We start from the raw sequence: 25,652 nt of genomic DNA on the forward strand, positions 1-25,652 counted from the left end.
ACGGTGGCGTCTCTTTCCCCCACCCCACATGATCCTCGTGGCCGCCTTGGAGGTTCCGTGGTACAGGCATACATCCTCATCCAGACCGAAGTCGGCAAGGCTTCGACCGTCGCCGACCTGATCGGCAAAATAGCGGGAGTCATCCAGGCCGAGGACGTGACCGGACCCTATGACGTCATCGTCCGTGCACAGGCGGACACGGTGGACGAACTCGGCCGCATGGTGGTCGCCAAGATCCAGCAGGTGGACGGCATCACCCGCACTCTGACCTGCCCGGTCGTCCACCTGTAGCCCCGTCTACGCTTGGCCGGTGATGTCTCTCTGTCGCCCGCTGAGCGGTTTTGATCGTCTTCGACGTTCCGTCGTGCTGCCCGCTGCCGCCTTCGTCCTGTTGGCGGCCGCGGGCTGTTCCTCTGGTGACGCGACGGCGACGATCACGGTTCCGTCCCCGTCCCCGGACGTCGCCGCCCTGTGCGCGAAGCTGGACAAGGAACTCCCCGGCAGCCTGGCCGAGATGGACCGCACCGACCCGGAGCCGGCCTCACCGCTGACCGCCGCGTGGGGAGGCTCCGAGATCGTACTGCGTTGCGGGATCCCCAAGCCCGCCAGGATGCTCGACCCGGAGCAGGAGGGGGTCACCGTCAACGACGTGGGCTGGCTCCTGGAGAAGCTGCCCGAGGGCGGCTTCCGGGTGACCACCGGACTGCGGCTGGCGTACGTCGAGGTGGTGTTCGGCAAGGAGTACGGGGGCGACCTCGGCCCGTTGACCGACCTCGCGGACCCGGTCAAGAAGACCATCCCGCCCGGCGTCGCGGACTGAGACCCGGTGGCCGGACCGGAGCGGACCCATGGGGCCCGCTCCGGTCACGTCCCTCCCGTACGACAGCTACGGCAGCGGCTAGCGCAGCCCCGTCGGCCGCCGCAGCGCCGCCTGGATCAGCCGGTCGACCAGCTCCGCGTAGCCGACGCCGCTCTCCTGCCACATCCGCGGGTACATCGAGATCGGGGTGAAGCCCGGCATCGTGTTGATCTCGTTGATGACGAACTCGCCGTTGTCCTGGAGGAAGAAGTCCGCCCGGACCAGGCCCTCGCAGGACGCCGCGTCGAACGCCGCGACCGCGAGCCGCTGGAGTTCGGCGGTCTGCTCCTCGGTCAGCGGCGCGGGGACGATGCCGGCCGCCGAGTCGATGTACTTGGCCTCGAAGTCGTAGAAGTCGTGCGCGGAGACCGGCGGGATCTCGGCGGGCACGCTCGCGCGCGGACCGTCCTCGAACTCCAGCACCCCGCACTCGATCTCGCGCCCGGTGAGCAGCGATTCGACGAGCACCTTGGGGTCGTGCCGCTGTGCCTCGGCGATGGCGTCGTCGAGCCCCGACAGGTCGTTGACCTTGGTGATGCCCATCGAGGAGCCGCCCCGGGCGGGCTTCACGAAGAGCGGCCAGCCGTGCTCACCGGCGAAGTCCACGATCCGCTTGCGGGCGGCGGACGGGTCGGCCGCCCAGTCGCGCGGGCGGATCACCTCGTACGGGCCGACCGGCAGGCCGAAGGAGAGGAAGACCCGCTTCATGTACTCCTTGTCCTGGCCGACGGCCGAGGCGAGCACGCCCGAGCCGACGTACGGGACGCCGGAGAGCTCCAGCAGGCCCTGGAGGGTGCCGTCCTCGCCGTAGGGGCCGTGCAGCATCGGGAAGACGACGTCGACCTCGCCGAGCGCCTTGGGCACCGAGCCCGGCTCGCTGTAGACGACCTCGCGGTTGGCCGGGTCGGCGGACAGGACCACGCTGCCGGCCGTCGACTCCGCGAGCTGCTCCATGTCGGGCACCTTGCGGTCGGCGATCGCCATCCGCTCGGGGGCGTCGGCGGTCAGCACCCAACGCCCGTCGGTGGTGATGCCGATCGGCAGCACGTCGTACTTCTCGCGGTCGATGGCCTGCATGATGGCCCCGGCCGTGACGATGGAAATGCCGTGTTCGGAGCTACGACCGCCGAAGACGACGGCCACACGCGGCTTGCGGGGCTCCTGGTCAGGGCTCTGGGGGAGGTTCTCGCTGCTCATATCGGCTTGAGGGTACCCGCTGTACGGGCCTGAATCAGCGCTCGGGCTTGGCGCTGCGCGACATGAGTTCCTTCACCGCGACGAGCGGCGGCTTGCCCTCGTGGACGATGCTCACCACCGTTTCGGTGATCGGCATCTCCACGCCGTGCCGCCGGGCGAGATCCAGTACGGACTCGCAGGACTTGACGCCCTCCGCGGTCTGCTTGGTGGCGGCGACGGCCTCCTGGAGGGTCATGCCGCGCCCCAGGTTGGTGCCGAAGGTGTTGTTGCGCGACAGCGGCGAGGAGCAGGTGGCGACCAGGTCGCCCATGCCCGCGAGACCGGCGAAGGTGTGCGCGTCGGCGCCCATCGCCAGGCCGAGGCGGGTGGTCTCGGCGAGGCCGCGGGTGATCAGCGACGCCTTGGTGTTGTCGCCCATGCCCATGCCGTTGACGATGCCGACGGCCAGCGCGATGACGTTCTTGACCGCGCCGCCCAGCTCCACGCCGACCACGTCGGTCGCGGTGTACGGGCGGAAGTACGGGGTGTGGCAGGCCGCCTGGAACCGTACGGCGGCCTCCTCGTCGCGGCAGGCGACGACGGCGGCTGCGGGATGCCTGGCGGCGATCTCCTTGGAGAGGTTGGGCCCGCTGAGCACGGCGACGCGCTCCTCGGGGACCTTGGCGACCTCGGCGATGACCTCGCTCATGAGCTTGGCCGTGCCCAGTTCGACGCCCTTCATCAGGGAGACGAGGACCGAGTCGGCGGGCAGCAGGTCCTTCCAGCCGCTGAGGTTCTCGCGCAGCGTCTGGGAGGGGATGCACAGGACGGCGAAGTCCGCGCCCTCGGCCGCGCGGGCGGCGTCGGCGGTGGCGGTGAGACCTGCGGGGAGTTCGACCCCCGGCAGGTACTCGGGGTTGGTGCGCGTGGCATTGATGACGTCGGCGCGGGAGGCGTTGCGGCCCCAGAGGGACACCTCGCAGCCCGCGTCGGCGAGCACCATGCCGAAGGCGGTTCCCCAGGAACCGTTGCCGAAGACGGCGACCCGTGTCACTTCGCGTCCTCCCCGGACCGGTCCTGCGCCGCCGAGTCACTCTTGGCGGCCTCGCTCTTGGCGGCTTCGCTCTTCGCCGCGTCGTCCTTCGCCGCGTCGTCCTTCGCCGCGGCGTCCTTCGCCGCGGCGTCCTTCGCCGCGGCGTCGTCCTTCTGCGCCGCCCGCTTCGCCGCCGCCTTGCGGCGCAGCTCGGCCCGTGCCTTGCGGTGGTCGTAGACCTCGGCGGGCGCCGGCTCCTGCCGTACCTCCGCGAGGAGTTCGGTGATCGCGGCCATGATGGCCTCGGTCGCCTCGCGCAGCACGTCCGGCGTGGGTTCCTTGTCGTAGAACCGCTCCAGGTCCACCGGCGGTCCGGCCTGCACCTGGAGGGTCTTGCGCGGGAAGAAGTGCGTCTTCTTGCCCTTGGCGTACGGCGGCATGGCCAGGTTGGCGCCCCACTGGGCCACCGGGATGACGGGCACCTTGGTCTCCAGCGCGACCCGGGCGGCCCCGGTCTTGCCGGCCATCGGCCACATGTCGGGGTCGCGGGTGAGGGTGCCCTCCGGGTAGAAGGCCACGCACTCGCCGCGCTCGATGGCGTCGATGGCCGCGCGGAAGGCGCGCATCGCGTCGGTGGTCTCGCGGTAGACCGGGATCTGGCCGGTCCCGCGCAGCATCATGCCGACGAACGGGGTCTTGAAGAGCCCCGCCTTGGCGAGGAAGCGCGGCACCCGGCCGGTGTTGTACTGCCAGTGCGCGTAGGACAGCGGATCCACATACGAGTTGTGGTTCACGGCGGTGATGAATCCGCCGTCCGCCGGAACGTGCTCCATTCCGCGCCAGTCCCGCTTGAACAGAACCAGCAGCGGGGGTTTGGCGATGACCGCGGCCAGGCGGTACCAGAAGCCGATTCTGCGGCGGGACACTCGGACACCTTCCTCTAGGACCCTGGCCACTGCACCCCGTGTGCACCTGTGCGCCCGGTCAGGCGGACAAGTCTCGCCCCGGGTCCCTCGTCTGTCGAGAACACCGTACGCCCCGGGCCCGGGGCCGGGCCTCCTGGTTACCGGCACCTCGGGCGACAATGGGCCCCGTTCCGCTGCCGATCACGGTAGGGAAGATCACGCTCGCCCGCCCGGACGGAGGCCCGCCACGAACCCGCCCCGGACCCTCTCCTGGTCCCTGGTCGTCCCCTTGAAGCCCTTGGCACGGGCGAAAAGCAGGCTCGCGCCCGCCGCCGGGGACACGCTCAGGCCGGGCCTCGCGCTGGCGTTCGCGCAGGACACCGTGGCTGCCGCGCTGGCCGTCCCGGAGGTCCGGGATGTGGTGGTCGTCACGGACGATGCCGCGGCGGGCGCCGCGCTGGCCGAGTTGGGCGCGCGCATCGTGCCCGATTCCCCGGCGGCCGGTCTCAACGCCGCGCTGGCGCACGGAGTGCGTGCGGTACGGGCGGTGCGCCCCGGCGCCGCGGTCGCCGCGCTGAACGCCGATCTGCCCGCCCTGCGCCCCGAGGAATTGCGCCGCGTGCTCATCCGTGCGTCGGAATTCCCGCGCGCATTTCTGACCGATGCGGCCGGAATCGGAACTACATTCCTTTCCGCTGCGCCAGAAGTGGAATTGCGGCCCACGTTCGGGGGACCCTCCCGTATCCGGCACATGATTTCGGGCGCCGAGGAACTCCTGCTCGAATTGGTCGATTCCGTACGCCAGGACGTGGATACCGGCGACGACCTCCGCACCGCGTTCACCCTGGGCGTGGGCCCGCACACGGAAGCCCTGTCCCCGGCTTTCGTACGCCAGGCGCAGGCTTAGGACGGCAGTCGGCAGCCGGTCGGCACTCGGTACGCTGCGGCCATGCAGGCGACCGCGTACACATACGACCCCGAGACCCGCACCGGCAGTGTGCTGCTCGACGACGGCACCCCGGTGCCCTTCGACGCACCGGCCTTCGACGCGGGCGCGCTGCGGCTGCTCCGGCCGGGCCAGCGCGTGCGCATCGAGACGGCCGGAGAGGGCCCCACACCCACGATCACCCTGATCACCCTCCAGACCTTCTGAACGGACCCTGGGAGCCCCGCAGGGGCGCCTCAGGGGCGTCTCAGGGGCGCGGGGAACTGCGCGACCAGCCACGACGCACCCGCAGGTACCCACTCAGCCCCAGAGGGCACACACACCGCGGGCCGGGCTCCCCGAAGGGAGCCCGGCCCGGCGTGTGAGTACCCCGACCGCGAGAACTACTTCTTCTTCGCGGTGGTCTTCTTCGCGGTGGTCTTGCGCGCCGTGGTCTTCTTGGCGGGCGCCTTCTTCGCGGTGGCCTTCTTCGCCGGAGCGGTCTTCTTGGCCGCGGCCTTCTTGACCGTGGTGGCGGCCTTCTTGGCCGGTGCGGCCTTCTTCGCCGTCGCGGTGGCCTTCTTGGCCGGAGCGGCCTTCTTGGCCGTGGTCTTCTTCGCCGTCGCCGTGGTCTTCTTGGCGGCCGTCGCGGTCGTCTTCTTCGCGGCGGTGGCCTTCTTGGTGGCGGTCGCCTTCTTGGCGGTGGCCTTCTTGGCCGCGGCCTTGGCGGTCGTACGGGTGGAAGAACCGCCCGAGAGGCTGCCCTTGGGCGCCTTCTTCACGGCGACGTCGTTCTTCGGGAGCTTCTTCGAGCCGGCGACCAGGTCCTTGAAGCCCTGACCCGCACGGAAGCGCGGCACCGAGGTCTTCTTGACCCGAACGCGCTCACCCGTCTGCGGGTTGCGGGCGTAACGGGCCGGACGGTCGACCTTCTCGAACGAGCCGAAACCGGTGACCGAGACGCGGTCGCCGGCGACCACGGCGCGGACGACCGCGTCCAGAACGGCGTCCACGGCGTCAGCGGCCTGCTGACGGCCACCGACCTTGTCGGCAATCGCTTCTACGAGCTGGGCCTTGTTCACGTCTTCCCCTTCGGAGACATTGCCCGGAACGAAATGTCCGGACTTATTCGCACGTTAGGCAGATATATACCGCAAATCAAACACGAAACGGGCTAATCACCCTAGTGCCGCAACGAAGTAGGCCTTGTGGGAGTCCTTGCGGGAGTTCCGAAGCCCTAGTCGCCTTCAGGGAATCGGCCCTCGTCGAGGTCCTTCATCAACCTGTTGAGACGTCTAGCCGCATCGGCGAGATCGTGTTTCGCCGCAGCCGTGATGACCAGCAGCTTCCGGGACAGCGCCATCCGTACGCCCTCCGGGACTTGCAGTGCACGCAGCCGTGTGTGTGCTTCTTTCAGTTGGTCCGCGACTGCCCCGTAGAGCTCGAGTTGGCTGTCACGTTCCATGCACCGATTGTGCCATCTGGGGCGAGTTGTCGCCTCCGCCGGGGGCAACTAGCGGAATTCCAGGCTCCATCAGCCCCATGAGTCACATCAACCCCACTTCCCAACTCCCGCACTCACAAGCGCAGTTGAGACCCGGAACACAGTTCGGCGCCCCCTGCCACGAATGGCGGGGGGCGCCGAAAGTGAGGCGTGAATCTCAGGCCGAACGGGCTACGGAACGACGGGGAAAGAGCCCCGGAGCGACGATCAGGCCGGGAGGGTACTCGGCTTGTGGGCCGGGCGGCTTGATTCGTACGTAGCGATGGCGTCCTCGTTCTGGAGCGTGATGCTGATGTCGTCCAGGCCGTTGAGCAGCCGCCAGCGGGCGTTCTCGTCCAACTCGAAGTCGGCGGTGATGCCCTCGGCCCGCACCTGCCGGTCCTGGAGATCAACGGTGATTTCGGCGGTCGGGTCCTTCTCGACCAGCGCCCACAGCTCGTCCACGGTCTCCTGCGGCAGAACCACCGTGAGCAGGCCGTTCTTGAGCGAATTGCCCCGGAAGATGTCCGCGAAGCGCGAGGAGACAACTGTCTTGAAACCGTAGTTCTGCAGGGCCCAGACGGCGTGCTCGCGGGACGAACCGGTGCCGAAGTCGGGTCCGGCGACCAGCACCGAGGCACCCTCGCGCTCGGGCTTGTTGAGCACGAACTCGGGGTCCTTGCGCCAGGCCTCGAAGAGCCCGTCCTCGAAGCCGTCGCGGGTGACCTTCTTCAGCCAGTGCGCGGGGATGATCTGGTCGGTGTCGACGTTGCTGCGGCGCAGCGGGACTGCCCGGCCGGTGTGTGCGGTGAAAGCTTCCATGGTTCTCAGGCCTCCACGAGGGCGGTTGCGTCGGACAGGTCGGCGGGCGCGGCCAGGTGGCCCAGCACCGCGGTCGCGGCAGCGACCTGCGGGGATACGAGGTGCGTCCGGCCGCCCTTGCCCTGCCTGCCCTCGAAGTTGCGGTTGGAGGTGGACGCGGAGCGCTCACCGGGGGCCAGCTGGTCGGGGTTCATGCCCAGGCACATCGAGCAGCCCGCGTGCCGCCATTCGGCGCCGGCGGCGGTGAACACCTTGTCCAGGCCCTCGTCGATGGCCTGCAGCGCCACCCGTACCGAGCCGGGAACGACCAGCATCCGCACGCCGTCGGCCACCGAGCGGCCCTCGACGATCGCGGCAGCGGCCCGCAGGTCCTCGATGCGGCCATTGGTGCAGGAACCCACGAAGACGGTGTCCACCTTGATGTCCCGCAGCGCCTGTCCGGCGGTCAACCCCATGTATTCCAGGGCCTTTTCGGCGGCGTGGCGCTCCGAAGCGTCTTCGTACGAAGCAGGGTCGGGGACGTTGGCGGAAAGCGGTGCGCCCTGGCCCGGGTTGGTGCCCCAGGTGACGAACGGGGCGAGCGAGGCGGCGTCGATGAGGACCTCCGCGTCGAAGACCGCGTCGTCGTCCGTCTTCAGCGTCCGCCAGTACTCGACCGCCGCGTCCCAGTCGGCGCCCTGCGGCGCGTGGTCGCGGCCCTTGAGGTAGTCGAAGGTGGTGGCGTCCGGGGCGATCATGCCCGCGCGGGCGCCCGCCTCGATGGACATGTTGCAGATGGTCATGCGGGCTTCCATCGAGAGCTTCTCGATGGCGGGGCCGCGGTACTCCAGGACGTAACCCTGTCCCCCGCCGGTGCCGATCTTCGCGATGATGGCGAGGATCAGGTCCTTGGCGGTGACGTTGTCGGGCAGTTCGCCCTCGACCGTGATGGCCATGGTCTTGGGGCGGGCCATCGGCAGGGTCTGGGTGGCCAGTACGTGCTCGACCTGCGAGGTGCCGATGCCGAAGGCCAGCGCGCCGAAGGCACCGTGGGTGGAGGTGTGCGAGTCGCCGCAGACCACGGTGGTACCGGGCTGAGTCAGTCCGAGTTGCGGTCCCACCACATGGACAACACCCTGTTCCACGTCGCCCAGCGGGTGCAGCCGCACCCCGAAGTCGGCGCAGTTCTTGCGCAGCGTCTCCAGCTGTACGCGCGAGACCGGGTCGGCGATGGGCTTGTCGATGTCGAGGGTCGGGGTGTTGTGGTCCTCGGTCGCGATGGTGAGGTCGAGGCGGCGTACCCGGCGGCCGTTCTTCCGCAGGCCGTCGAAGGCCTGCGGGCTGGTGACCTCGTGCAGCAGGTGAAGGTCGATGAAGAGCAGGTCGGGCTCCCCTTCGGCACGCCGGACGACATGGTCGTCCCAGACCTTCTCCGCGAGTGTCCTACCCATCGCTTTCCCTCCGGCCGGCGGCTTTGCCGGCTCAACTAGAGATGTGGTTCACCCCGCCCGGACCCCCGTACGGGGCGGTGACCGCGGGCCGTTGTACGGCCGCCGGTACAGCGTTGCAAGTTCGTTGGAATATTGAACTTGCGTTTCACAGAGTGAGACGCGAGTATCGACGCATGGACAACTCTAGCGGCGTCGGCGTTCTCGACAAGGCGGCGCTCGTGCTGAGCGCCCTGGAGTCCGGTCCGGCCACCCTCGCGGGGTTGGTCGCGGCCACCGGGCTCGCACGACCCACGGCACACAGGCTCGCCGTGGCACTGGAACACCACCGGCTGGTGGCGAGGGACATGCAGGGCCGGTTCATCCTCGGCCCGCGGCTCTCCGAGCTGGCGGCGGCGGCCGGCGAGGACCGCCTGCTGGCCACGGCGGGACCGGTTCTCACGCATCTGCGCGACGTGACGGGCGAGAGCGCCCAGCTCTACCGCCGCCAGGGCGACATGCGCATCTGCGTCGCCGCCGCGGAGCGGCTGTCCGGACTGCGGGACACCGTCCCGGTGGGCTCCACGCTCACCATGAAGGCCGGTTCGTCCGCCCAGATCCTGATGGCCTGGGAGGAGCCGGAGCGCCTGCACCGCGGCCTCCAGGGCGCCCGCTTCACCGCCACGGCCCTCTCCGGGGTGCGCCGCCGTGGCTGGGCCCAGTCGATCGGCGAGCGCGAGCCGGGCGTGGCCTCGGTCTCCGCCCCGGTGCGCGGCCCGTCCAACCGCGTGGTCGCCGCCGTCTCGGTCTCCGGACCGATCGAGCGGCTGACCCGCCACCCGGGCCGGATGCACGCCCAGGCGGTCATCGACGCGGCCGCCCGCCTCTCGGAGTCGCTGCGCCGCTCGGGCGGCAGCTGACACTCCGTCAACGCCCTTCTCCGGTACGACACTTCACCCCGGGGCCCCGAACCCCCGCCACGCACGCGGGAGTTCGGGGCCCCGGTTGCACAACTGGCGTACCGCAGACGGACGTACGGACACACGAGAAAGCCCTCCGCGTCATGGACGCGGAGGGCTTTCTCTCCATGTACCCCCGACCGGATTCGAACCGGCGCTACCGCCTTGAGAGGGCGGCGTGCTAGGCCGCTACACAACGGGGGCCTATTACTTGCAGTTTTACTGCGCTGGGCTACCAGGACTCGAACCTAGAATGACGGTACCAGAAACCGTAGTGTTGCCAATTACACCATAGCCCATGGTGGTTGAGACCATTTTCAATTGGGTCCTACCAGTACCCCCGACCGGATTCGAACCGGCGCTACCGCCTTGAGAGGGCGGCGTGCTAGGCCGCTACACAACGGGGGCCCTAGCGATCCTCGCGTCGATACATCCAGGAGCGACCTGAAGGTGTCGGAAAGAAAGGATCTGTACCCCCGACCGGATTCGAACCGGCGCTACCGCCTTGAGAGGGCGGCGTGCTAGGCCGCTACACAACGGGGGCCCTAGCTGAGCTGCATCTGATCTATGAACTTCAACAGCTCTCGCAAGCTGGGCTACCAGGACTCGAACCTAGAATGACGGTACCAGAAACCGTAGTGTTGCCAATTACACCATAGCCCACCAAAACTCAACCCCCTCGTCGGGGGTTTCTGTTCGGCTTGCGCTTCCCGGCCGGACCTTTCGGCCCTCTCGGGCGGCGCAGAAAGAACATTACCCGAAGGTGTCCGGGGCTCCAAAACGGGTATTGCCGCGCAGCAGCTCGGGCAGCTGATCCAGTCCCGTGACGCTGACCAGCTCGGGCCGCCCGCCCGCCCCCGAGCGGTCCAGCCAGATGCCGGTGAGCCCGGCGTCCACCGCCCCACGTGCGTCGATGTCCGGTTGGTCGCCGATGTACGCCACGTCGGCGGGCGGCAGCCCCAGGGCGTCACAGGCGGCGTGGAAGGCCTCCGGGGCGGGCTTGGAGACGCCCAGCTCGGCGGCGCACAGCACGACCTCGAAGCGGTCGCGGACGCCCAGGACGCGCAGCTTGCGGTCCTGGTTGTGGATGCTGGAGTTCGAGAGCACCGCGTGCCGGTAGTGGCCGGCCAGCGCGTCCAGGACGGGCACGGCGTCGGGGAAGAGCTCCCAGGCGGCCTCGTAGTGGCTGACGTGGCGGGCGAACCACTCGTCCGCGGTCCGGTCGGCCAGGTCCGCGCCGAGGAAGTCGCGGATGCGGTCGCGGCGCTGCTGCTCGAAGGTGGACTCCCCCGCCGCGAACCGTCCCCAGTGCAGGGCGGTCAGCTCCTGCCAACGGCCGAGGGCCTGCCCGACGGTGTCGTACCCGTCGGGCAGGCCCTCGGCCTCGAAATGACGGCGCATGCCGGTGCGGTCGGCGCTGGTGTAGTCGAAGAGGGTGTCGTCGATGTCCCAGAGGACCGCGCGTATCGGCATGGGCCCAGGTTACGCAGCCAGCTTCGCCAGGGCCGCGTCGATGCGGGTCAGGGTCTTGTCCTTGCCCAGGATTTCGAGGGACTCGAAGAGGGGCAGGCCGACCGTGCGTCCGGTGACGGCGACGCGGACCGGGGCCTGGGCCTTGCCGAGCTTGAGGCCGTGGGTCTCGCCGGCCTTCAGGACGGCGTCCTTGAGGGACTCGGGGCTGGACCAGTCGGCCGCTTCGAGGTTGGCGCGGGCCGTGGTGAGGAGGGCGGCGGGGTCGCCCTTCATGGCCTTGGTCCAGGAGGCCTCGTCCTCGACCGGCTCGGGGAGGAAGAGGAAGTCGACGTTGGCGGTGATGTCGGAGAGGACGGTCACGCGCGTCTGGGCGTGCGGGGCGATGGCGTCCCAGGCTGCCTCGTCGAAGTCCTCGGGGGCCCAGTTGGCGTGCGGGGCCGTCAGCCAGGGCTTGCAGGCGTCCGCGAAGGCCTTGGGGTCGAGGAGGCGGATGTGGTCCGCGTTGATCGACTCGGCCTTCTTGAGGTCGAAGCGGGCCGGGTTGGCGTTGACGTCGGCGACGTCGAACTTCTCGATCAGCTCGGGGACCGTGAAGATGTCCTGGTCGGCGGAGAAGGACCAGCCGAGCAGGGAGAGGTAGTTGAGGAGGCCCTCGGGGAGGAAGCCGCGCTCCCGGTAGATGTTGAGGGACGCCTGCGGGTCGCGCTTGGAGAGCTTCTTGTTGCCCTCGCCCATGACGTACGGGAGATGGCCGAAGGCGGGGATCTCCTTGGCGAGGCCCAGCGAGATCAGCGCCTTGTAGAGGGCGATCTGGCGGGGGGTGGAGGACAGCAGGTCCTCGCCGCGCAGGACGTGGGTGATCTCCATCATGGCGTCGTCGACCGGGTTGACCAGGGTGTACAGCGGCGCGCCGTTGGCGCGGACGATGCCGTAGTCCGGGACGTTCTCGGGCTGGACGGTGATCTCGCCGCGGACCAGGTCCGTGAAGGTGATCGCCTCGTCGGGCATCCGGAAGCGGACGATCGCGGGACGGCCCTCGGCCTCGTACGCGGCCTTCTGCTCGGCGGTGAGGTCGCGGCAGTGGCCGTCGTAGCCCGACGGCTTGCCGGCGGCGCGGGCGGCGTCGCGGCGGGCGTCCAGCTCCTCGGTGGAGCAGTAGCAGTGGTAGGCGTGGCCGGCGGCGAGGAGCTTCTCGGCGACGTCCGCGTAGATGTCCATCCGCTGCGACTGGCGGTACGGGGCGTGCGGGCCGCCGACCTCGGGGCCCTCGTCCCAGTCGAGGCCGAGCCAGCGCAGGGAGTCGAGGAGCTGGTGGTACGACTCCTCGGAGTCCCGCGCGGCGTCGGTGTCCTCGATGCGGAAGACCATGGTGCCGCCGGTGTGCCGGGCGTAGGCCCAGTTGAACAGGGCGGTACGGACCAGGCCCACGTGCGGGTTGCCCGTCGGGGAGGGGCAGAAGCGGACGCGGACGGGGGAGGACGGGGTGTTAGCCACGCTTGATCACCTTGTTGGTGAGAGTGCCGATGCCTTCGATGGTGACGGCGACCTCGTCGCCGACGTTCAGGGGTCCGACACCGGCGGGGGTGCCGGTGAGGATGACGTCGCCGGGGAGCAGGGTCATCGCTTCGGAGATGTGCGCGACCAGTTCGGGGATGGCCCGGACCATGTCGCTGGTGCGGCCGAGCTGGCGCTGTTCGCCGTTGACCGTGCACTGGATGGTGAGGTCGGCGGGGTCCAGCTCGGTCTCGACCCAGGGGCCGAGCGGGCACGAGGTGTCGAAGCCCTTGGCCCTGGCCCACTGCTTCTCGCGCTGCTGGACGTCGCGGGCGGTGACGTCGTTGGCGCAGGTGTAGCCGAAGACCACGTCCTTGACGCGGTCGACGGGAACCTCGCGGCACATGCGGCCGATGACCACGGCGAGTTCCGCCTCGTGGTGCAGTTCGGAGGAGAAGGAGGGGTACGCGATCGAGTCGCCGGGGCCGATCACGGAGGTGGACGGCTTGAAGAAGGCGACCGGTACCTCCGGGACCTCGTTGCCGAGCTCCGCCGCGTGCTCCGCGTAGTTGCGGCCGATGGCCACGATCTTGCTGGGGAGCACGGGCGGCAGGAGCCGCACCTTGTTCAGCGGGACCTTGACGCCGGAGAGTTCGAAGTCGGCGTACGGAATGCCCTTGATGATGTCGAGGACGAGGTCACCGGAGTCGACGGTTCCTTCGCCCTCGACCGCGCCGAAGGCGACATTGCCGTCGATGGAGAATCTGGCGATGCGCACGGGATGCCTGCGCCCCTTACTGAGCTGGACTGAAGCTGGTGGAAGTCTGACGCTCCAGGCTAACGCGGGTGGGGGGTGCGGCCGCTCGGCGTTTGTTGCCGGGGCGGCGTTACGCGGCGACGGCCTCGGCCTGCTCCGGGGCGACCATCAGGATGGTGCGGCGGGTGTTGGCGGTGACGGTGGGCAGCTCCTGCGCGTACTCCGGGAGGGCGGCCGGCTTGGGGGTGCCGGTCTGCTTGTCCAGGTGGGCGAGCGTGGTGCGCTGCGGGTTGGCCAGGTTGCGGATCGCCGGGGCCGTCTTCTTCGCCGTCTTTGTGGTCTGCATGTGAGTGCTCGCGCCTTGTCGTGGGGGCGCCGGACGGGCGCCGGTGGTCGGATTCGCAATCCCTGTAAAGCGTCAGGCTAAACATCCGCTTCCCGGCCAAAGCCGGGAATGTGCAGGGATCTTCGTGTGAGTTTGCTCACGAGTTGTTGGGCAAAAGCCGCAATACGGACTGATGATCTTGTGGTCAGAAACGGACATTGCATGCCTGAAGGAGTCATTCCGCTCCTGATCGCCTCGACTGGGGCACCCCCCACGCGTAAGCGACTCGTAAGCAATTGTCCATTTCGTACAGGAAAGGATTCTACGACTGGTGACACCCTCGACACAAAGCGTCACTCCCGGTGGGCCGAGTCCCACGGGCCTTGTTGGAGATCCGGCACTGTGCTGGAATTCCCCGGACCGCGGTCACTCACGACCACCCCATGGGGATGATCCGGTACCCCAAGACTCGACACCGTTCCCCCGCTCTGCGGTGGAACGCCTGGTCCAGAGGTTGCGACGCTAGTGCAGGGACGTTTCAAGAGGGACGGCAAGGGGTCTCCCCAGGCCCATCAGGGCCGAGGGGAAGCCGCGGGCGAGCAGGAGCCGCGCGGTGGGACCGACCGCGGCTCATCGCCCCAGCCCCCGCACGCCCAGAACCAGGGACCCGCGCAGGCCGGTGGAGCCGGCCGGCCCGGTCCCTCCGGCGGTGCGGGGGGCGCCGCCGGTGCGTTCGGCGGCGGCGGTGCCTTCGGCGCGGGCGGCGGCAACGCCGGTGGCCCGCAGGGTCCGGCTGCCGCCGGTGACTCCCCGGCCAAGGCGTCCAAGACGCCCAAGCCCATCAGCGCCGGCACCCGAATATCCCTGCGCAACTGGAGCATCAGCACCCGTCTCGTCTCGCTGCTGGCCCTTCCCGTGGTCGCGGCGACCGCGCTCGGCGGACTGCGTATCAACGAGTCCCTCAGCGACATGCAGCAGCTGGAGCACATGCAGCTGCTGACCAACCTGACCCGGCAGGCGACCGAGCTCGCCGCCGCGCTGCAGAACGAGCGCGACGAGACGGCCGGTCCGCTCGCCAACGGCACGCCCCGCTCGGCACCGTCCGTCAAGGGCGAGACCGACCAGACCGACCGCGTGCAGTCGGCGTTCATCCGCGAGACCGCGGGCGTCAACGCCGGTGACGAGGACGACCCGGCCCTGAAGAACATCCGGGGCAGCCTGATCGACATCACGGTCGCGCTGAAGGGACTGCCGAACCTGCGCGCCGGCGCCTTCCAGAACAAGACCGACGCCGGTAACTCGCAGACCATCAGCGCCTACAACGCCCTGATCACCTCGCTGCTGAACCTCTCCCAGGACATGGCCCAGGCCACCTCGAGCCCGGAGATGATCCAGCGCACCAGCGCCCTGGCGGCGTTCTCCTCCGCCAAGGAGTACGCGTCGATCCAGCGTGCCGTCATCGCCGCCTCGCTGCCGGACTCCCCCGACGGCGCGGGCGCGCGGATCCGGCTCTACGAGAACGACCGGCTCTTCGGCAAGACCGCGATGGACAACGAGAAGAACGCCCTGGGCACCTTCTCGCGCATCTACGGCTCGCCGCGCGCCAACGAGCTCCTCGACATCCTGCAGAAGGGCTCCCCCGACTCGCAGCGCGCCGAGGACTACGCGGCGAAGCTCCTGGGCAGCGAGAAGGGCGTCAGCCAGGTTTCCGTACGGTCCCACAAGGACTGGACGGACCAGGCGGGCATCGAGATCGAGGCGATGAAGCGCATCGAGGCGACGCTGCTCAGCGAGATGGACCAGAAGGCCCGCGAGCTGAAGAGCGACTCCGAGCGCTCGACGATCATCTCCGGTGCGGTCATCCTCCTGGTGCTCGGCGTCTCGCTGGTCGGCGCCTTCGTGGTGGCCCGCTCGATGATCCGCTCGCTGCGCCGCCTCCAGGACACCGCGACCCGGGTCGCCCAGGACCGGCTGCCCGAGCTCGTCAAGCAGCTCTCCGAGTCCGACCCGCAGGACGTCGACACGTCCGTGGAGTCGGTCGGTGTACACAGCCGGGACGAGATCGGCCGCGTGGCCTCCGCGTTCGACGACGTGCACCGCGAGGCGGTGCGGCTCGCCGCCGAGCAGGCGTTGCTGCGAGGCAACGTCAACGCGATGTTCACCAACCTCTCGCGCCGTTCCCAGGGCCTCATCCAGCGTCAGCTCTCGCTCATCTCCGAGCTGGAGGCGCGCGAGGCCGACCCGGACCAGCTGTCCTCGCTCTTCAAGCTCGACCACCTCGCGACCCGTATGCGCCGGAACGGCGAGAACCTCCTCGTCCTCGCCGGTGAGGAGCCGGGCCGCCGCTGGACCCGCCCCGTGCCGCTGGTCGACGTGCTCCGTGCCGCCGCCTCCGAGGTGGAGCAGTACGAGCGCATCGAACTGTCCTCGGTGCCCTCGACCGAGGTCGCGGGCCGCGTGGTCAACGACCTCGTGCACCTCCTCGCAGAGCTGCTCGAAAACGCCACCTCGTTCTCCTCGCCGCAGACCAAGGTGCGCGTCACCGGTCACGCGCTGCCCGACGGCCGGGTGCTCGTCGAGATCCACGACACCGGTATCGGCCTGTCCCCCGAGGACCTGTCCGCGATCAACGAGCGGCTCGCCGCTCCCCCGACCGTGGACGTCTCCGTCTCCCGCCGCATGGGTCTGTTCGTGGTCGGCCGGCTGTCCCTGCGACACGGCATCCGCATCCAGCTCCGCCCGTCCGACTCCGGTGGTACGACCGCGCTGGTCATGCTCCCGGTCGACGTCGCGCAGGGCGGCAAGAAGCTCCCCGGCAAGCCCGGTGGTCCCGGCGCCCAGGGCGGTGCGCCGCAGATGCCCGCGGGCCCCGGCGGCCGTCCGGGTCTGCCCGCCGGTCCCGGTGCGGGCGGTGGCCCCGGCAGCCGTCCGGGTGCGCCGCAGGGCGGTCCCGGTCTGCTCGGCGGCGGCGACGGGCCGCGCCGTGAGGTCGGCGCGGGTTCCGGTCCGCGGGCCGCGCTGCCCGGCCGCACCCCCGGTGCCGGTCTCGGCAACGCGGCTCCCGCTCCCGCCAAGCGCGGCGGTCTCGCCGGTGCCTTCGGCGGTGGCCGGGGCGGCCGTGAGGACGTACAGCAGAGCCACGCGGCCCAGGGCAACGCTCCGCAGGGCAACGCGCCCGCCTCGCTCCCGAGGGCCGGCGGTCCGCGTGCGGAGCTGCCCGGCGGCAACCCGGCGGCCCCGCAGCGGCCCGAGCCGCAGGGGCCGAGCTGGGGCGCCCGCCCGAACCAGAACCAGAACCCGGACGTGCCGCGCGGCCACGAGGAGGCGGAGGACCGTCAGGGTCCCGGCTCCACGGCCGAGTTCGACCGTCCGGACTTCAACGGGCCGCCGCCCGGCGCCGGTTCGACGACGGGGCAGTTCGAGCGTCCCGACGTACGGCAGAACCCGTCCGCCACCGGCCAGTTCGAGCGTGCCGACGTACGCCAGGACCCGGCGGCGACCGGCCAGTTCCCGCAGGCGCAGAACCCGCAGGCGCGCGGTGGCTTCCAGGACCCCGCGGCCACGGGCCAGTTCCCGCAGGCCGACACGCGTGCCTTCCAGAACCCGGCCACCACGGGGCAGTTCGAGCGTCCCGACATACGGGAGCCGCAGGGCAACAGCACCACCGGGCAGCACCAGGTGGACCCGTACGACACCGGCCAGCACCGGGTCGACCCGTACCAGACGGGTCAGCACCAGGTGGACCCGTACCACACCGGCCAGCACCAGGCCGACCCGTACGACACCGATCAGCACCGGACGGGCCAGTTCCCGGCCGGTCAGCAGAGCGGGCAGTACGAGACGGGCCGGACGGGTCAGTACGAGACGGGCCAGTACGAGGCCGGTCAGTACGAGACGGGTCAGTACGAGCGTCCGGCCGGTGCCACTCCGGCGCCGCCCACCGGGCTGCCGCAGTCGCCCGACGCCCCGCGTCAGCGCGGGCCTCAGAGCGGCCAGGGCCAGGGTCAGCAGGGTGGCGGGCGCGGTCCCGCCGACTTCGCCCCGCCGCGTCCCGTCGCGAGCCTGCCCTCGCAGCCCTCGCCGCAGCAGGCCCCGCAGGGCATGCCGCAGCGTCCCGTCAGGTCCGCCCCGCAGCAGCCCCAGCCGCAGCACCAGAACCCCCAGCAGGACCGCCAGCCGCAGCAGCAGCCGCAGCAGCACTCCAACTCGCTGCCGCCGGCCGCCGGTCCCGGGGACGGCCGTACGCCGCTCTTCGACACGCTGGAGTCGAACTGGTTCCACGGCGAGCAGCCGGGAAGCCAGGCTCCGGCCCAGGCGCCGCAGGGCCGTGCGCAGGCGCAGGCCGCGCCCTCCGTACCGCAGCAGCCCTCGTCCCCCGCTCCCGAGCGGGACGCCGAGGTGAACTGGCGGCCGTCGCCGAACGACGAGCTCGCCTCGCAGGCCGAGAAGGTCCGCAAGCCCGCTGCCGGCGGGATCACCACCTCAGGACTTCCGCGTCGTGTCCCGAAGGCCAACCTGGTCCCGGGCACCGCGCAGGAACAGAACCACCAGACAGGTCCGCAGGTCTCCCGTGCGCCCGATGACGTGCGCGGCCGGCTGACCAATCTTCGTCGGGGTATTCAGCAGGGCCGCCAGGCCGGAAGCAACGGCAACACTGGCACGTTCCGCACCGTTGACCCCACTCACCAGCAGGAGCGTTAGTTGAGTCCGATGAGCCAGGCGGCGCAGAATCTGAACTGGTTGATCACCAACTTCGTGGACAACACCCCAGGGGTGTCCCACACGGTGGTGGTCTCCGCCGACGGACTCCTTCTGGCCATGTCCGAAGGTTTCCCCCGCGACCGTGCCGACCAGCTGGCGGCGGTGGCCTCCGGGCTGACCTCGCTGACGGCCGGCGCGTCCCGGATCTTCGAGGGCGGCCCCGTCGCCCAGACCGTGGTGGAGATGGAGCGAGGATTCCTCTTCCTCATGTCGATCTCGGACGGGTCCTCGCTCGCGGTGCTCGCGCACCCCGACGCGGACATCGGCCTGGTCGGGTACGAAATGGCATTGCTGGTCGACCGTGCGGGCACCGTCCTCACCCCGGACCTCCGCGCGGAACTCCAGGGCAGCCTGCTGCACTAGGCGCCGCACCCCGCACGACCCCCCACACCCCCGCTCCACACCGTCCGGCCGCAACCGAACCCCCACCGGCCCAGTCAGACGGCACGCCGACACCCTGCTGTCACGCCCGGAGGACCACCCATGACCCCGCCCCCCGCCTCTCACGATCCGTACGGCGGCGCGCATACCGACGCTCCGTACGACTCCTACGAGGGCGATCAGCCGCTGGTACGTCCCTACGCGATGACCGGTGGCCGGACCAGGCCGCGCTACCAGCTCGCCATCGAGGCGCTGGTCAGCACCACGGCCGACCCGGCGCACCTGTCCACGCTGCTCCCCGAGCACCAGCGGATCTGCCACCTGTGCCGCGAGGTCAAGTCGGTCGCCGAGGTCTCGGCGCTGCTGTCGATGCCGCTGGGTGTTGCCCGGATCCTCGTCGCCGACCTCGCCGAAGCCGGTATGGTCGCCATCCACCAGCCGGGCGAGGGCGCGGACGCCGACGGAACGCCGGCCGTCACGCTGCTGGAAAGGGTGCTCAGTGGACTTCGCAAGCTCTGACGGCGCGACGGGCGCCGCCCGTTCCACCACCTCCGCGAAGATCGTGGTCGCGGGCGGCTTCGGCGTCGGCAAGACCACGTTCGTGGGTGCGGTCTCGGAGATCAACCCGCTGCGCACGGAGGCCGTCATGACCTCCGCGTCCGCGGGGATCGACGACCTCACCCACACCGGGGGCAAGACCACCACCACGGTGGCGATGGACTTCGGCCGCATCACGCTGGACCAGGACCTGATCCTGTACCTCTTCGGTACGCCGGGCCAGGACCGCTTCTGGTTCATGTGGGACGACCTGGTGCGCGGTGCCATCGGCGCCGTCGTCCTGGTCGACACCCGCCGTCTCGCCGACTGCTTCCCCGCGGTCGACTACTTCGAGAACAGCGGCCTGCCCTTCGTCATCGCCCTCAACGGCTTCGACGGCCACCAGCCGTACACGCCGGACGAGGTGCGCGAGGCCCTCCAGATCGGCCCGGACACCCCGATCATCACGACCGACGCCCGCCACCGCGCGGACGCGAAGAGCGGATTGATCACGCTGGTCGAGCACGCGCTGATGGCGCGGCTCAAGTAGCAAATCGGCCGATACACAAGTAGGGCCCCGCATACGGCAGTTGTTGTAGGGATTCAGGGGCGGGTTGTGGTGTTTGACACTCTCCGCCCCTCGGTTCATAACGTTTCGAAAGAGAATTGCAGGAGCAAGGCAACCCGGCGCGTTCAACTGGTGTCGCTGCGCACACACGAGCCCCGTCTTTTGACGGGGCTCGTTCTTTATGCCCGTTTTATCTGAGGGATCGGACACGCACGCGCCGGGGCGCGGGCTGTTTGGCCCATACCCGTCGGCCGTGCTGGAATTCGGCGAAACTCCTGAGTAAGTACCGCCCTGAACGAAACACGGCACAGCGTAGGTGCCGACGCCGAGAGGTTGTTGGTCGAGTGAGGCGAAGCAAGAAGAGCTCCGCAGAGCAGCAGACGAGGGGCAACTTCACCCCGCCGTCGCGCGCTGCGGTGCCGCCTGCCGCTGAGGCGTCCGCCGCCCCCGCGCCGGGCGGCAGCTCCAGCCGGATGTCCCCCCGCAACTGGCGGGTGGCCACCCGGCTGAACGCGATTCTCCTCATACCCGTCCTGGTGGCCCTCGTCATGGGTGGCTTCCAGGTCAACGGCTCCATCAACAACTGGCGTCAGGCACAGGACGCGGAGAAGACCGCGCTCATCGTGCGCGCCGCCGCCGAGTACGGGCACGCGCTGCTCAACGAGCGCGACCTGACCGCCGAACCGCTGCTCGGCAACAAGCGGCAGGACCCCTCGGTCGCCGACGCCCGCTCGGTCACCGACGCCGCGAAGAAGAAGTTCGACACGGCCGTCAAGGACATGCCGGACAACCAGGGCCTGGCCAACCGCATCAAGCGCATCCGGCAGGCCGAGCCGAAGCTGCCGGCACTGCGCCAGAACGCGTACACCGAGGGCGTCGAGAAGCAGAACCCGGTCAGCACCGAAGAGGGCTACCGCGACGTCCAGCACTTCCTGATGGAGGTGTCGAACGAGCTGAGCCTGGGCTCCGGCAACATCACCTCGTACGGCAGGACCGTGTACGCGGTCGAGCTGGCGAAGGCCGCCGAGTCGCTCCAGCGCGCCATCGGCATGCACCTGCTGATCCGCCCGAACGGCAGCGAGACCGTCTTCGAGGGCCAGGTCAAGGCGTTCTGCTCGTACAACTACCTGGAGACCATCGCACTGGGCGAGTACGTCTCCGGCGGTACGCAGCACGACGTGGACCGGCTCCGCGAGGTCATGAAGGGCAAGGCCGAGGAAGGCGCCAAGAAGCTCGGCGAGGCGCAGGCCGCCGCGGAGGCGGCCGGCAAGAAGTTCCCGGCCCCGCCGGTGAAGAACGGCTCGGTCTTCGACGGCATGGCCGCCGAGATCTGCAAGGGCCAGTCCCCGCAGCGCCTGGCCGCCAAGGGCATCGTGCCGATGACCTGGTCGGCCGCCGCGACCGGCAAGTTCGAGGGCTACACCCAGCTGGAGAACGAGCTCGTCGACAAGGCCGTGAAGGACGCCGCGGTCATCTCCGAGGACTCGCGCAACGACGCGATCATCAACGGTGCCATCGTCGTGATCGCCGTACTGGCCGCCTTCGTCCTGGCCGGTACGGTCGCCCGTCAGATGAGCCGCTCGATGAAGCGCCTGCGCACCGCCGCCTTCGGCATCGCCGAGCAGCGGCTGCCGATGCTCGTCGACCAGCTCTCCCGTACCGAGCCCGGCCGGGTCGACACCCGGGTGCAGCCCATCCCGATCACCTCGCACGACGAGATCGGTGAAGTGGCGCGCGCCTTCGACCAGGTGCACCGCGAGGCCGTCCGGCTCGCCGCCGAGCAGGCCATGCTCCGGGGCAACGTCAACGCGATCTTCACCAACCTCTCGCGCCGCAACCAGTCGCTGATCGAGGGCCAGCTGACCCTGATCACCGACCTGGAGAACAACGAGGCCGACCCGGACCAGCTGGAGAACCTCTTCAAGCTGGACCACCTGGCCACCCGTATGCGCCGCAACGGCGAGAACCTCCTGGTCCTCGCGGGCGAGGAGCCCGGCCGCCGCTGGAACCAGCCGGTTCCGCTGGTCGACGTGCTGCGCGCCGCCTCCTCCGAGGTGGAGAACTACGAGCGCATCGAGCTGACCGGTGTCCCGGAGTCGGAGATCCACGGCCAGGCCGTGACCGACCTCGTGCACCTGCTCGCCGAGCTGCTGGAGAACGCCACCACGTTCTCCTCCCCGCAGACCAAGGTCCGGGTCGCCGCGACCCGGCTGCCCGACGGCCGCGTCATGGTCGAGATCCACGACAAGGGCATCGGCCTCACCGCCGAGGACTTCGCGGACATCAACCACAAGCTGGCCAACCCGCCGACGGTGGACGCCGCCGTCTCCCAGCGGATGGGCCTGTTCGTGGTCGGCCGCCTCGCCGACCGGCACGGCATCCGCGTCCAGCTCCGCCCCTCGGGCGAGCAGGCCGGTACGACGTCGCTGGTCATGCTCCCGGACGCGATCACGCACGGTGGTGGTGGCGAGGAGATCGAGGGCGACTTCACCGTCTCCTCGATCATCGCGGAGCAGCAGTCCGCCCCCGAGCCGCCCGCCTTCGGCACCACTCCGATGCGGACCGCGGCCGAACTCGGCTTCGACGACTCGCAGTACGACGGCGGCCAGAACCCGGTGCCGCTCGACCCGGTGAACCGCTCGCTGCTCCGCGAGGAGCGCAGGGCGGCGCTGGAGGGCCGCGGCAGCCAGGACGACGAGCGCCCGCTGTTCCGGGACGAGGTGCCGGGCGAGGCCCAGCAGCCGCAGCAGCAGCCGCCTTCCGGCTACCAAAAGCAGGGTTACGGCGACGGTGCGTACGCGGCGCCGTACCAGGACCCCTCCTACGCCGCGTACGAGGAGGCTCCGTACCAGGAGGCCTCGTACGACCAGAACGGCAACTACCCGACGGCCCAGATGCCCCCGGTCACGGAGGCGCCCCAGCAGGGCGACGGCTTCGACGGATTCGGCCCGCGGGACTCCTTCGGTTCGACCGAGCGGTACGCGACCCCGTCGCAGCAGTCGTATGCGGAACCCCAGTACCAGGACCCGCAGGTGCCCCAGCAGGGGTACGACGAAAACCGTGATGCCCAGTCCCACCAGGCGAACTGGCAGGACCAGAACGGATTCCAGCCCTCCTACGATTCTTCGTACGAGACCGAAACGGAATCTGGCCAGTCCGGTCAGGGGCTCCCCTCGGACAACTCCGAGCGCGTAGGCTTCGACCGTCCGGAACCCACTCCTCCCGCACCGCGCGCCGGTCACGCGATGACCGACGCGGGTCTTCCGCGCCGCGGCAGCCAGTCCGGCCCGGAGAGCATGCTCAGCCGGCACAGCAAGACGGCCGGCCGTCCTGAGCAGGCGGACCAGGCGGAACAGGCGGAGCAGGCCCCCCGGGCGACTCTTCCGACTCCCCCGGCTCCTCCGGCGCAGGCACCCCAGGACAGTGCACCGGGCGCTCCCGGGGGGAGCGAAGGCGACAGTGACTGGCGCACGTCGAACGACGAGCGCTGGCAGCGTGCGGAAAAGCTCAAGGACCCGAAGGCGGGCGGGGTCACTCCCTCCGGCCTCCCCAAGCGGGTGCCCAAGGCCAACCTGATCGAGGGCGCCGCGGAGCAGACCCCGCAGGGCGGCCCCCAGGTCTCCCGCGCACCGGAGGACGTCCGGGGCCGGCTGAGCAACCTGCGGCGCGGTGTCCAGCGCGGGCGCGAAGCGGGAACAGACCAGAACCAAGCGGCCACTTACGATCAGCACAGTGGACCGGGTAGTACCTACAACCAGGAGCGTTAGTGTGAGCCCGATGAGCCAGGCGGCGCAGAATCTGAACTGGTTGATCACCAACTTCGTGGACAACACCCCCGGGGTGTCCCACACGGTGGTGGTCTCCGCCGACGGACTCCTGCTGGCGATGTCCGAAGGTTTCCCCCGTGACCGTGCCGATCAACTGGCGGCCGTGGCCTCCGGTCTGACGTCACTGACGGCCGGTGCCTCTCGGATCTTCGAGGGCGGCGCCGTCAACCAGACCGTGGTGGAGATGGAGCGAGGATTCCTTTTCATCATGTCCATCTCCGACGGATCCTCGCTCGCGGTGCTCGCGCACCCCGACGCGGACATCGGCCTCGTAGGCTACGAGATGGCACTTCTCGTGGACCGTGCGGGCACCGTCCTGACCCCGGATCTCCGGGCCGAGCTCCAGGGAAGTCTGCTCAACTAGCCGAAGAGTCGAACAAGCAGACACAAGTGTTCTCAACTAGCAGACACCCCGTGCGTATTGGCGTCCCCGGGCTTTAGGGTTCGGGGACGTGGCTCCACAGTGCATGGTGCCCGCAGTGCAGTCGGAGGAGGAGAACGTGGCAACGCCCCCAAACGGTTCGTCGGCCGACTGGCCCTATGGCCGTGGCCCGGCCCAGGGTCAGGGTGGTCAGCCGGGGGGTCCCGGTGACCCTTCGCAGAACCGGTTCAACTTCCCCTCCACTCCGAGCCGTTCCCCTTACGAGCGCCCGTACCAGCAGCAGCCGCCCCAGCAGCAGCCGCCGCACCGTGGGCAGCCGCAGTCGCCCGGCATCCAGCCGGTGGCGCCGCGCGCGCAGGGCGGCCGCGGCCGGCATGCGGGCTCTTCGTCCTCGTCCTCGGCGGGCGGTGGCACCCACAACCCTCTGGTGCGTCCGTACGCGATGACGGGCGGCCGTACCAGGCCCCGCTACCAGCTCGCCATCGAGGCGCTGGTGCACACCACGGCGGAACCCGCCAGGCTGCAAGGGCAGTTGCCCGAGCACCAGCGGATCTGCCACCTGTGCCGTGAGATCAAGTCGGTCGCCGAGATCTCGGCACTCCTCTCCATCCCCCTCGGCGTAGCCCGAATCCTCGTCGCCGACCTGGCAGAGGCCGGACTCGTCGCCATTCACCAGCCCGGCGGCGACGAAGCCGCGGGCGGTCAGCCAGATGTGACACTGCTCGAAAGGGTGCTCAGTGGACTTCGCAAGCTCTAGCAGCGGAGCAGCCCGCTCCACAACCTCCGCGAAGATCGTGGTGGCGGGCGGCTTCGGCGTCGGCAAGACGACGTTCGTCGGAGCCGTGTCGGAGATCAACCCGCTGCGTACCGAAGCCGTCATGACCTCCGCCTCGGCGGGGATCGACGACCTCACCCACACCGGTGACAAGACGACCACGACGGTCGCCATGGACTTCGGCCGCATCACCCTGGACCAGGACCTGATCCTGTACCTCTTCGGTACGCCGGGCCAGGACCGCTTCTGGTTCATGTGGGACGACCTGGTACGCGGCGCCATCGGCGCCGTCGTCCTCGTCGACACCCGCCGTCTCGCCGACTGCTTCCCCGCGGTCGACTACTTCGAGAACAGCGGCCTGCCCTTCGTCATCGCCCTCAACGGCTTCGACGGCCACCAGCCGTACAACCCGGAGGAGGTCCGCGAGGCCCTCCAGATCGGCCCGGACACCCCCATCATCACGACGGACGCCCGGCATCGTGCGGATGCCAAGAGCGCGTTGATCACGCTGGTGGAACATGCGTTGATGGCACGCCTGCGCTGATCCGGCGGTCGCCGGGGTACGTGTGTGAAGGGCCTGCTACCGGGTTTCCGGGGGCGGGCCCTTCGACGTTCCGGCGTGCGGGGTCGCGCCTGCGGCGGGCAGGTGCCCCTCCCCGCCCCTTCCCTAGACCGCTGGCCGCGGGGCCGGGGGTTCGTTACGCGCGGGCCGGTGGGTGGTTGCTCGCGCAGTTCCCCGCGCCCCCCGGTGCCCCGGGGCGCCGGGAACCCCGCCGACAACCACCAAATTCCTTCCCCCCCCCC

General features: G+C 69.8%; 24 protein-coding genes and 5 tRNA genes. 13 read left to right on the forward strand and 16 right to left on the reverse strand.

What is annotated here, in order from left to right:
• The first annotated feature begins 57 nt into the window (after window positions 1–57).
• The gene (locus ACZ5PB_RS35320; RefSeq protein WP_468696950.1) at window positions 58–291 is read left to right on the forward strand and encodes an Lrp/AsnC ligand binding domain-containing protein; all 234 of its coding nucleotides are present in this window, start codon (window positions 58–60) and stop codon (window positions 289–291) included.
• Between the two features lie 22 nt (window positions 292–313).
• Window positions 314–820: a DUF3515 domain-containing protein gene (locus ACZ5PB_RS35325; RefSeq protein ID WP_468696951.1), complete on the forward strand. Its 507-nt coding sequence runs from the start codon at window positions 314–316 to the stop codon at window positions 818–820.
• Window positions 821–898: 78 nt separating this feature from the next.
• On the opposite strand, the gene ACZ5PB_RS35330 is transcribed toward ACZ5PB_RS35325, so the two are convergent.
• The 3 genes from ACZ5PB_RS35330 to ACZ5PB_RS35340 are packed head-to-tail and all read right to left on the reverse strand — an operon-like array spanning window position 899 to window position 3,994.
• Window positions 899–2,056: a D-alanine--D-alanine ligase family protein gene (locus ACZ5PB_RS35330; protein ID WP_468696952.1), complete on the reverse strand. Its 1,158-nt coding sequence runs from the start codon at window positions 2,054–2,056 to the stop codon at window positions 899–901.
• Between the two features lie 34 nt (window positions 2,057–2,090).
• Window positions 2,091–3,089 carry an NAD(P)H-dependent glycerol-3-phosphate dehydrogenase gene (locus ACZ5PB_RS35335; protein ID WP_468696953.1) on the reverse strand — a complete coding sequence of 333 codons (999 nt, stop codon included), beginning with the start codon at window positions 3,087–3,089 and terminating at the stop codon, window positions 2,091–2,093.
• Entirely contained in the window at window positions 3,086–3,994 is a 909-nt protein-coding gene (locus ACZ5PB_RS35340; protein WP_468696955.1) for a lysophospholipid acyltransferase family protein, read from the reverse strand. Before ACZ5PB_RS35340 ends, ACZ5PB_RS35335 begins: the two co-directional genes overlap by 4 nt.
• A 256-nt stretch (window positions 3,995–4,250) precedes the next feature.
• On the opposite strand from ACZ5PB_RS35340, the gene cofC reads away from it, so the two are divergent.
• Window positions 4,251–4,880 (forward strand): 2-phospho-L-lactate guanylyltransferase, encoded by a 630-nt coding sequence (cofC, locus tag ACZ5PB_RS35345; RefSeq protein WP_468697057.1) that lies wholly within the window; start codon window positions 4,251–4,253, stop codon window positions 4,878–4,880.
• Window positions 4,881–4,922: 42 nt separating this feature from the next.
• Window positions 4,923–5,126: a hypothetical protein gene (locus ACZ5PB_RS35350; protein WP_468696956.1), complete on the forward strand. Its 204-nt coding sequence runs from the start codon at window positions 4,923–4,925 to the stop codon at window positions 5,124–5,126.
• A 176-nt stretch (window positions 5,127–5,302) separates the two neighbouring features.
• Here ACZ5PB_RS35350 and ACZ5PB_RS35355 read toward each other — a convergent pair whose 3' ends face one another.
• From ACZ5PB_RS35355 to leuC, 4 genes are all read right to left on the reverse strand, one after another.
• Window positions 5,303–5,980, reverse strand: coding sequence for an HU family DNA-binding protein (locus ACZ5PB_RS35355; RefSeq protein ID WP_468696957.1), 678 nt, complete (start codon window positions 5,978–5,980; stop codon window positions 5,303–5,305).
• Window positions 5,981–6,135: 155 nt separating this feature from the next.
• Window positions 6,136–6,363, reverse strand: coding sequence for an SCO5555 family protein (locus tag ACZ5PB_RS35360; RefSeq protein ID WP_468696959.1), 228 nt, complete (start codon window positions 6,361–6,363; stop codon window positions 6,136–6,138).
• Window positions 6,364–6,609: 246 nt separating this feature from the next.
• Window positions 6,610–7,203, reverse strand: a complete 594-nt coding sequence (gene leuD, locus ACZ5PB_RS35365; RefSeq protein WP_468696961.1) for a 3-isopropylmalate dehydratase small subunit — start codon at window positions 7,201–7,203, stop codon at window positions 6,610–6,612.
• Between the two features lie 5 nt (window positions 7,204–7,208).
• Window positions 7,209–8,633, reverse strand: a complete 1,425-nt coding sequence (gene leuC / locus ACZ5PB_RS35370; protein ID WP_468696963.1) for a 3-isopropylmalate dehydratase large subunit — start codon at window positions 8,631–8,633, stop codon at window positions 7,209–7,211.
• A 173-nt stretch (window positions 8,634–8,806) separates the two neighbouring features.
• Between leuC and ndgR the strand changes: the two genes are divergently transcribed.
• Window positions 8,807–9,529 (forward strand): IclR family transcriptional regulator NdgR, encoded by a 723-nt coding sequence (gene ndgR / locus ACZ5PB_RS35375; RefSeq protein WP_389245035.1) that lies wholly within the window; start codon window positions 8,807–8,809, stop codon window positions 9,527–9,529.
• A 170-nt stretch (window positions 9,530–9,699) separates the two neighbouring features.
• Here the strand turns inward: ndgR and ACZ5PB_RS35380 are convergent.
• The 9 genes from ACZ5PB_RS35380 to ACZ5PB_RS35420 form a co-directional block, all read right to left on the reverse strand.
• A tRNA-Glu gene (locus ACZ5PB_RS35380) sits at window positions 9,700–9,772 on the reverse strand.
• A 23-nt stretch (window positions 9,773–9,795) separates the two neighbouring features.
• Window positions 9,796–9,867, reverse strand: a tRNA-Gln gene (locus ACZ5PB_RS35385).
• 36 nt (window positions 9,868–9,903) lie between these two features.
• A tRNA-Glu gene (locus tag ACZ5PB_RS35390) sits at window positions 9,904–9,976 on the reverse strand.
• Between the two features lie 63 nt (window positions 9,977–10,039).
• Window positions 10,040–10,112: transfer RNA gene (locus tag ACZ5PB_RS35395), tRNA-Glu, on the reverse strand.
• 47 nt (window positions 10,113–10,159) lie between these two features.
• Window positions 10,160–10,231 (reverse strand) — tRNA-Gln (locus ACZ5PB_RS35400).
• A gap of 90 nt (window positions 10,232–10,321) precedes the next feature.
• On the reverse strand, window positions 10,322–11,041 hold the full coding sequence (locus ACZ5PB_RS35405; RefSeq protein ID WP_468696965.1) for an HAD family hydrolase: 720 nt from the start codon (window positions 11,039–11,041) through the stop codon (window positions 10,322–10,324).
• Window positions 11,042–11,050: 9 nt separating this feature from the next.
• Window positions 11,051–12,535 (reverse strand): glutamate--tRNA ligase, encoded by a 1,485-nt coding sequence (gene gltX / locus ACZ5PB_RS35410; protein WP_468696966.1) that lies wholly within the window; start codon window positions 12,533–12,535, stop codon window positions 11,051–11,053.
• The gene (locus tag ACZ5PB_RS35415) at window positions 12,528–13,313 is read right to left on the reverse strand and encodes a fumarylacetoacetate hydrolase family protein (protein WP_468696969.1); all 786 of its coding nucleotides are present in this window, start codon (window positions 13,311–13,313) and stop codon (window positions 12,528–12,530) included. Before ACZ5PB_RS35415 ends, gltX begins: the two co-directional genes overlap by 8 nt.
• Window positions 13,314–13,422: 109 nt before the next feature.
• Window positions 13,423–13,638, reverse strand: coding sequence for a hypothetical protein (locus tag ACZ5PB_RS35420; RefSeq protein ID WP_468696971.1), 216 nt, complete (start codon window positions 13,636–13,638; stop codon window positions 13,423–13,425).
• 504 nt (window positions 13,639–14,142) lie between these two features.
• Here ACZ5PB_RS35420 and ACZ5PB_RS35425 point away from each other — a divergent pair.
• The 8 genes from ACZ5PB_RS35425 to ACZ5PB_RS35460 all read left to right on the forward strand — a co-directional run bounded on the left by ACZ5PB_RS35425 (window position 14,143) and on the right by ACZ5PB_RS35460 (window position 25,392).
• Complete coding sequence (locus ACZ5PB_RS35425) at window positions 14,143–18,318, forward strand: sensor histidine kinase (RefSeq protein ID WP_468696973.1); 4,176 nt, start codon at window positions 14,143–14,145, stop codon at window positions 18,316–18,318.
• A 9-nt stretch (window positions 18,319–18,327) separates the two neighbouring features.
• Window positions 18,328–18,741 carry a roadblock/LC7 domain-containing protein gene (locus ACZ5PB_RS35430; protein WP_185034582.1) on the forward strand — a complete coding sequence of 138 codons (414 nt, stop codon included), beginning with the start codon at window positions 18,328–18,330 and terminating at the stop codon, window positions 18,739–18,741.
• A 120-nt stretch (window positions 18,742–18,861) separates the two neighbouring features.
• Complete coding sequence (locus ACZ5PB_RS35435) at window positions 18,862–19,278, forward strand: DUF742 domain-containing protein (protein ID WP_389245021.1); 417 nt, start codon at window positions 18,862–18,864, stop codon at window positions 19,276–19,278.
• Window positions 19,259–19,846 (forward strand): GTP-binding protein, encoded by a 588-nt coding sequence (locus ACZ5PB_RS35440; RefSeq protein ID WP_266658794.1) that lies wholly within the window; start codon window positions 19,259–19,261, stop codon window positions 19,844–19,846. The genes ACZ5PB_RS35435 and ACZ5PB_RS35440 overlap by 20 nt, the downstream gene beginning before the upstream one ends.
• Before the next feature lie 362 nt (window positions 19,847–20,208).
• The gene (locus ACZ5PB_RS35445; RefSeq protein ID WP_468696975.1) at window positions 20,209–23,631 is read left to right on the forward strand and encodes a sensor histidine kinase; all 3,423 of its coding nucleotides are present in this window, start codon (window positions 20,209–20,211) and stop codon (window positions 23,629–23,631) included.
• Between the two features lie 10 nt (window positions 23,632–23,641).
• The gene (locus tag ACZ5PB_RS35450; RefSeq protein WP_030980891.1) at window positions 23,642–24,055 is read left to right on the forward strand and encodes a roadblock/LC7 domain-containing protein; all 414 of its coding nucleotides are present in this window, start codon (window positions 23,642–23,644) and stop codon (window positions 24,053–24,055) included.
• Window positions 24,056–24,191: 136 nt separating this feature from the next.
• Window positions 24,192–24,830 carry a DUF742 domain-containing protein gene (locus ACZ5PB_RS35455; protein WP_468696977.1) on the forward strand — a complete coding sequence of 213 codons (639 nt, stop codon included), beginning with the start codon at window positions 24,192–24,194 and terminating at the stop codon, window positions 24,828–24,830.
• Window positions 24,811–25,392, forward strand: a complete 582-nt coding sequence (locus ACZ5PB_RS35460) for a GTP-binding protein (protein WP_185034326.1) — start codon at window positions 24,811–24,813, stop codon at window positions 25,390–25,392. The genes ACZ5PB_RS35455 and ACZ5PB_RS35460 overlap by 20 nt, the downstream gene beginning before the upstream one ends.
• Window positions 25,393–25,652: the final 260 nt, after the last annotated feature.

The organism is Streptomyces sp. NPDC032721 (genome assembly GCF_055579625.1).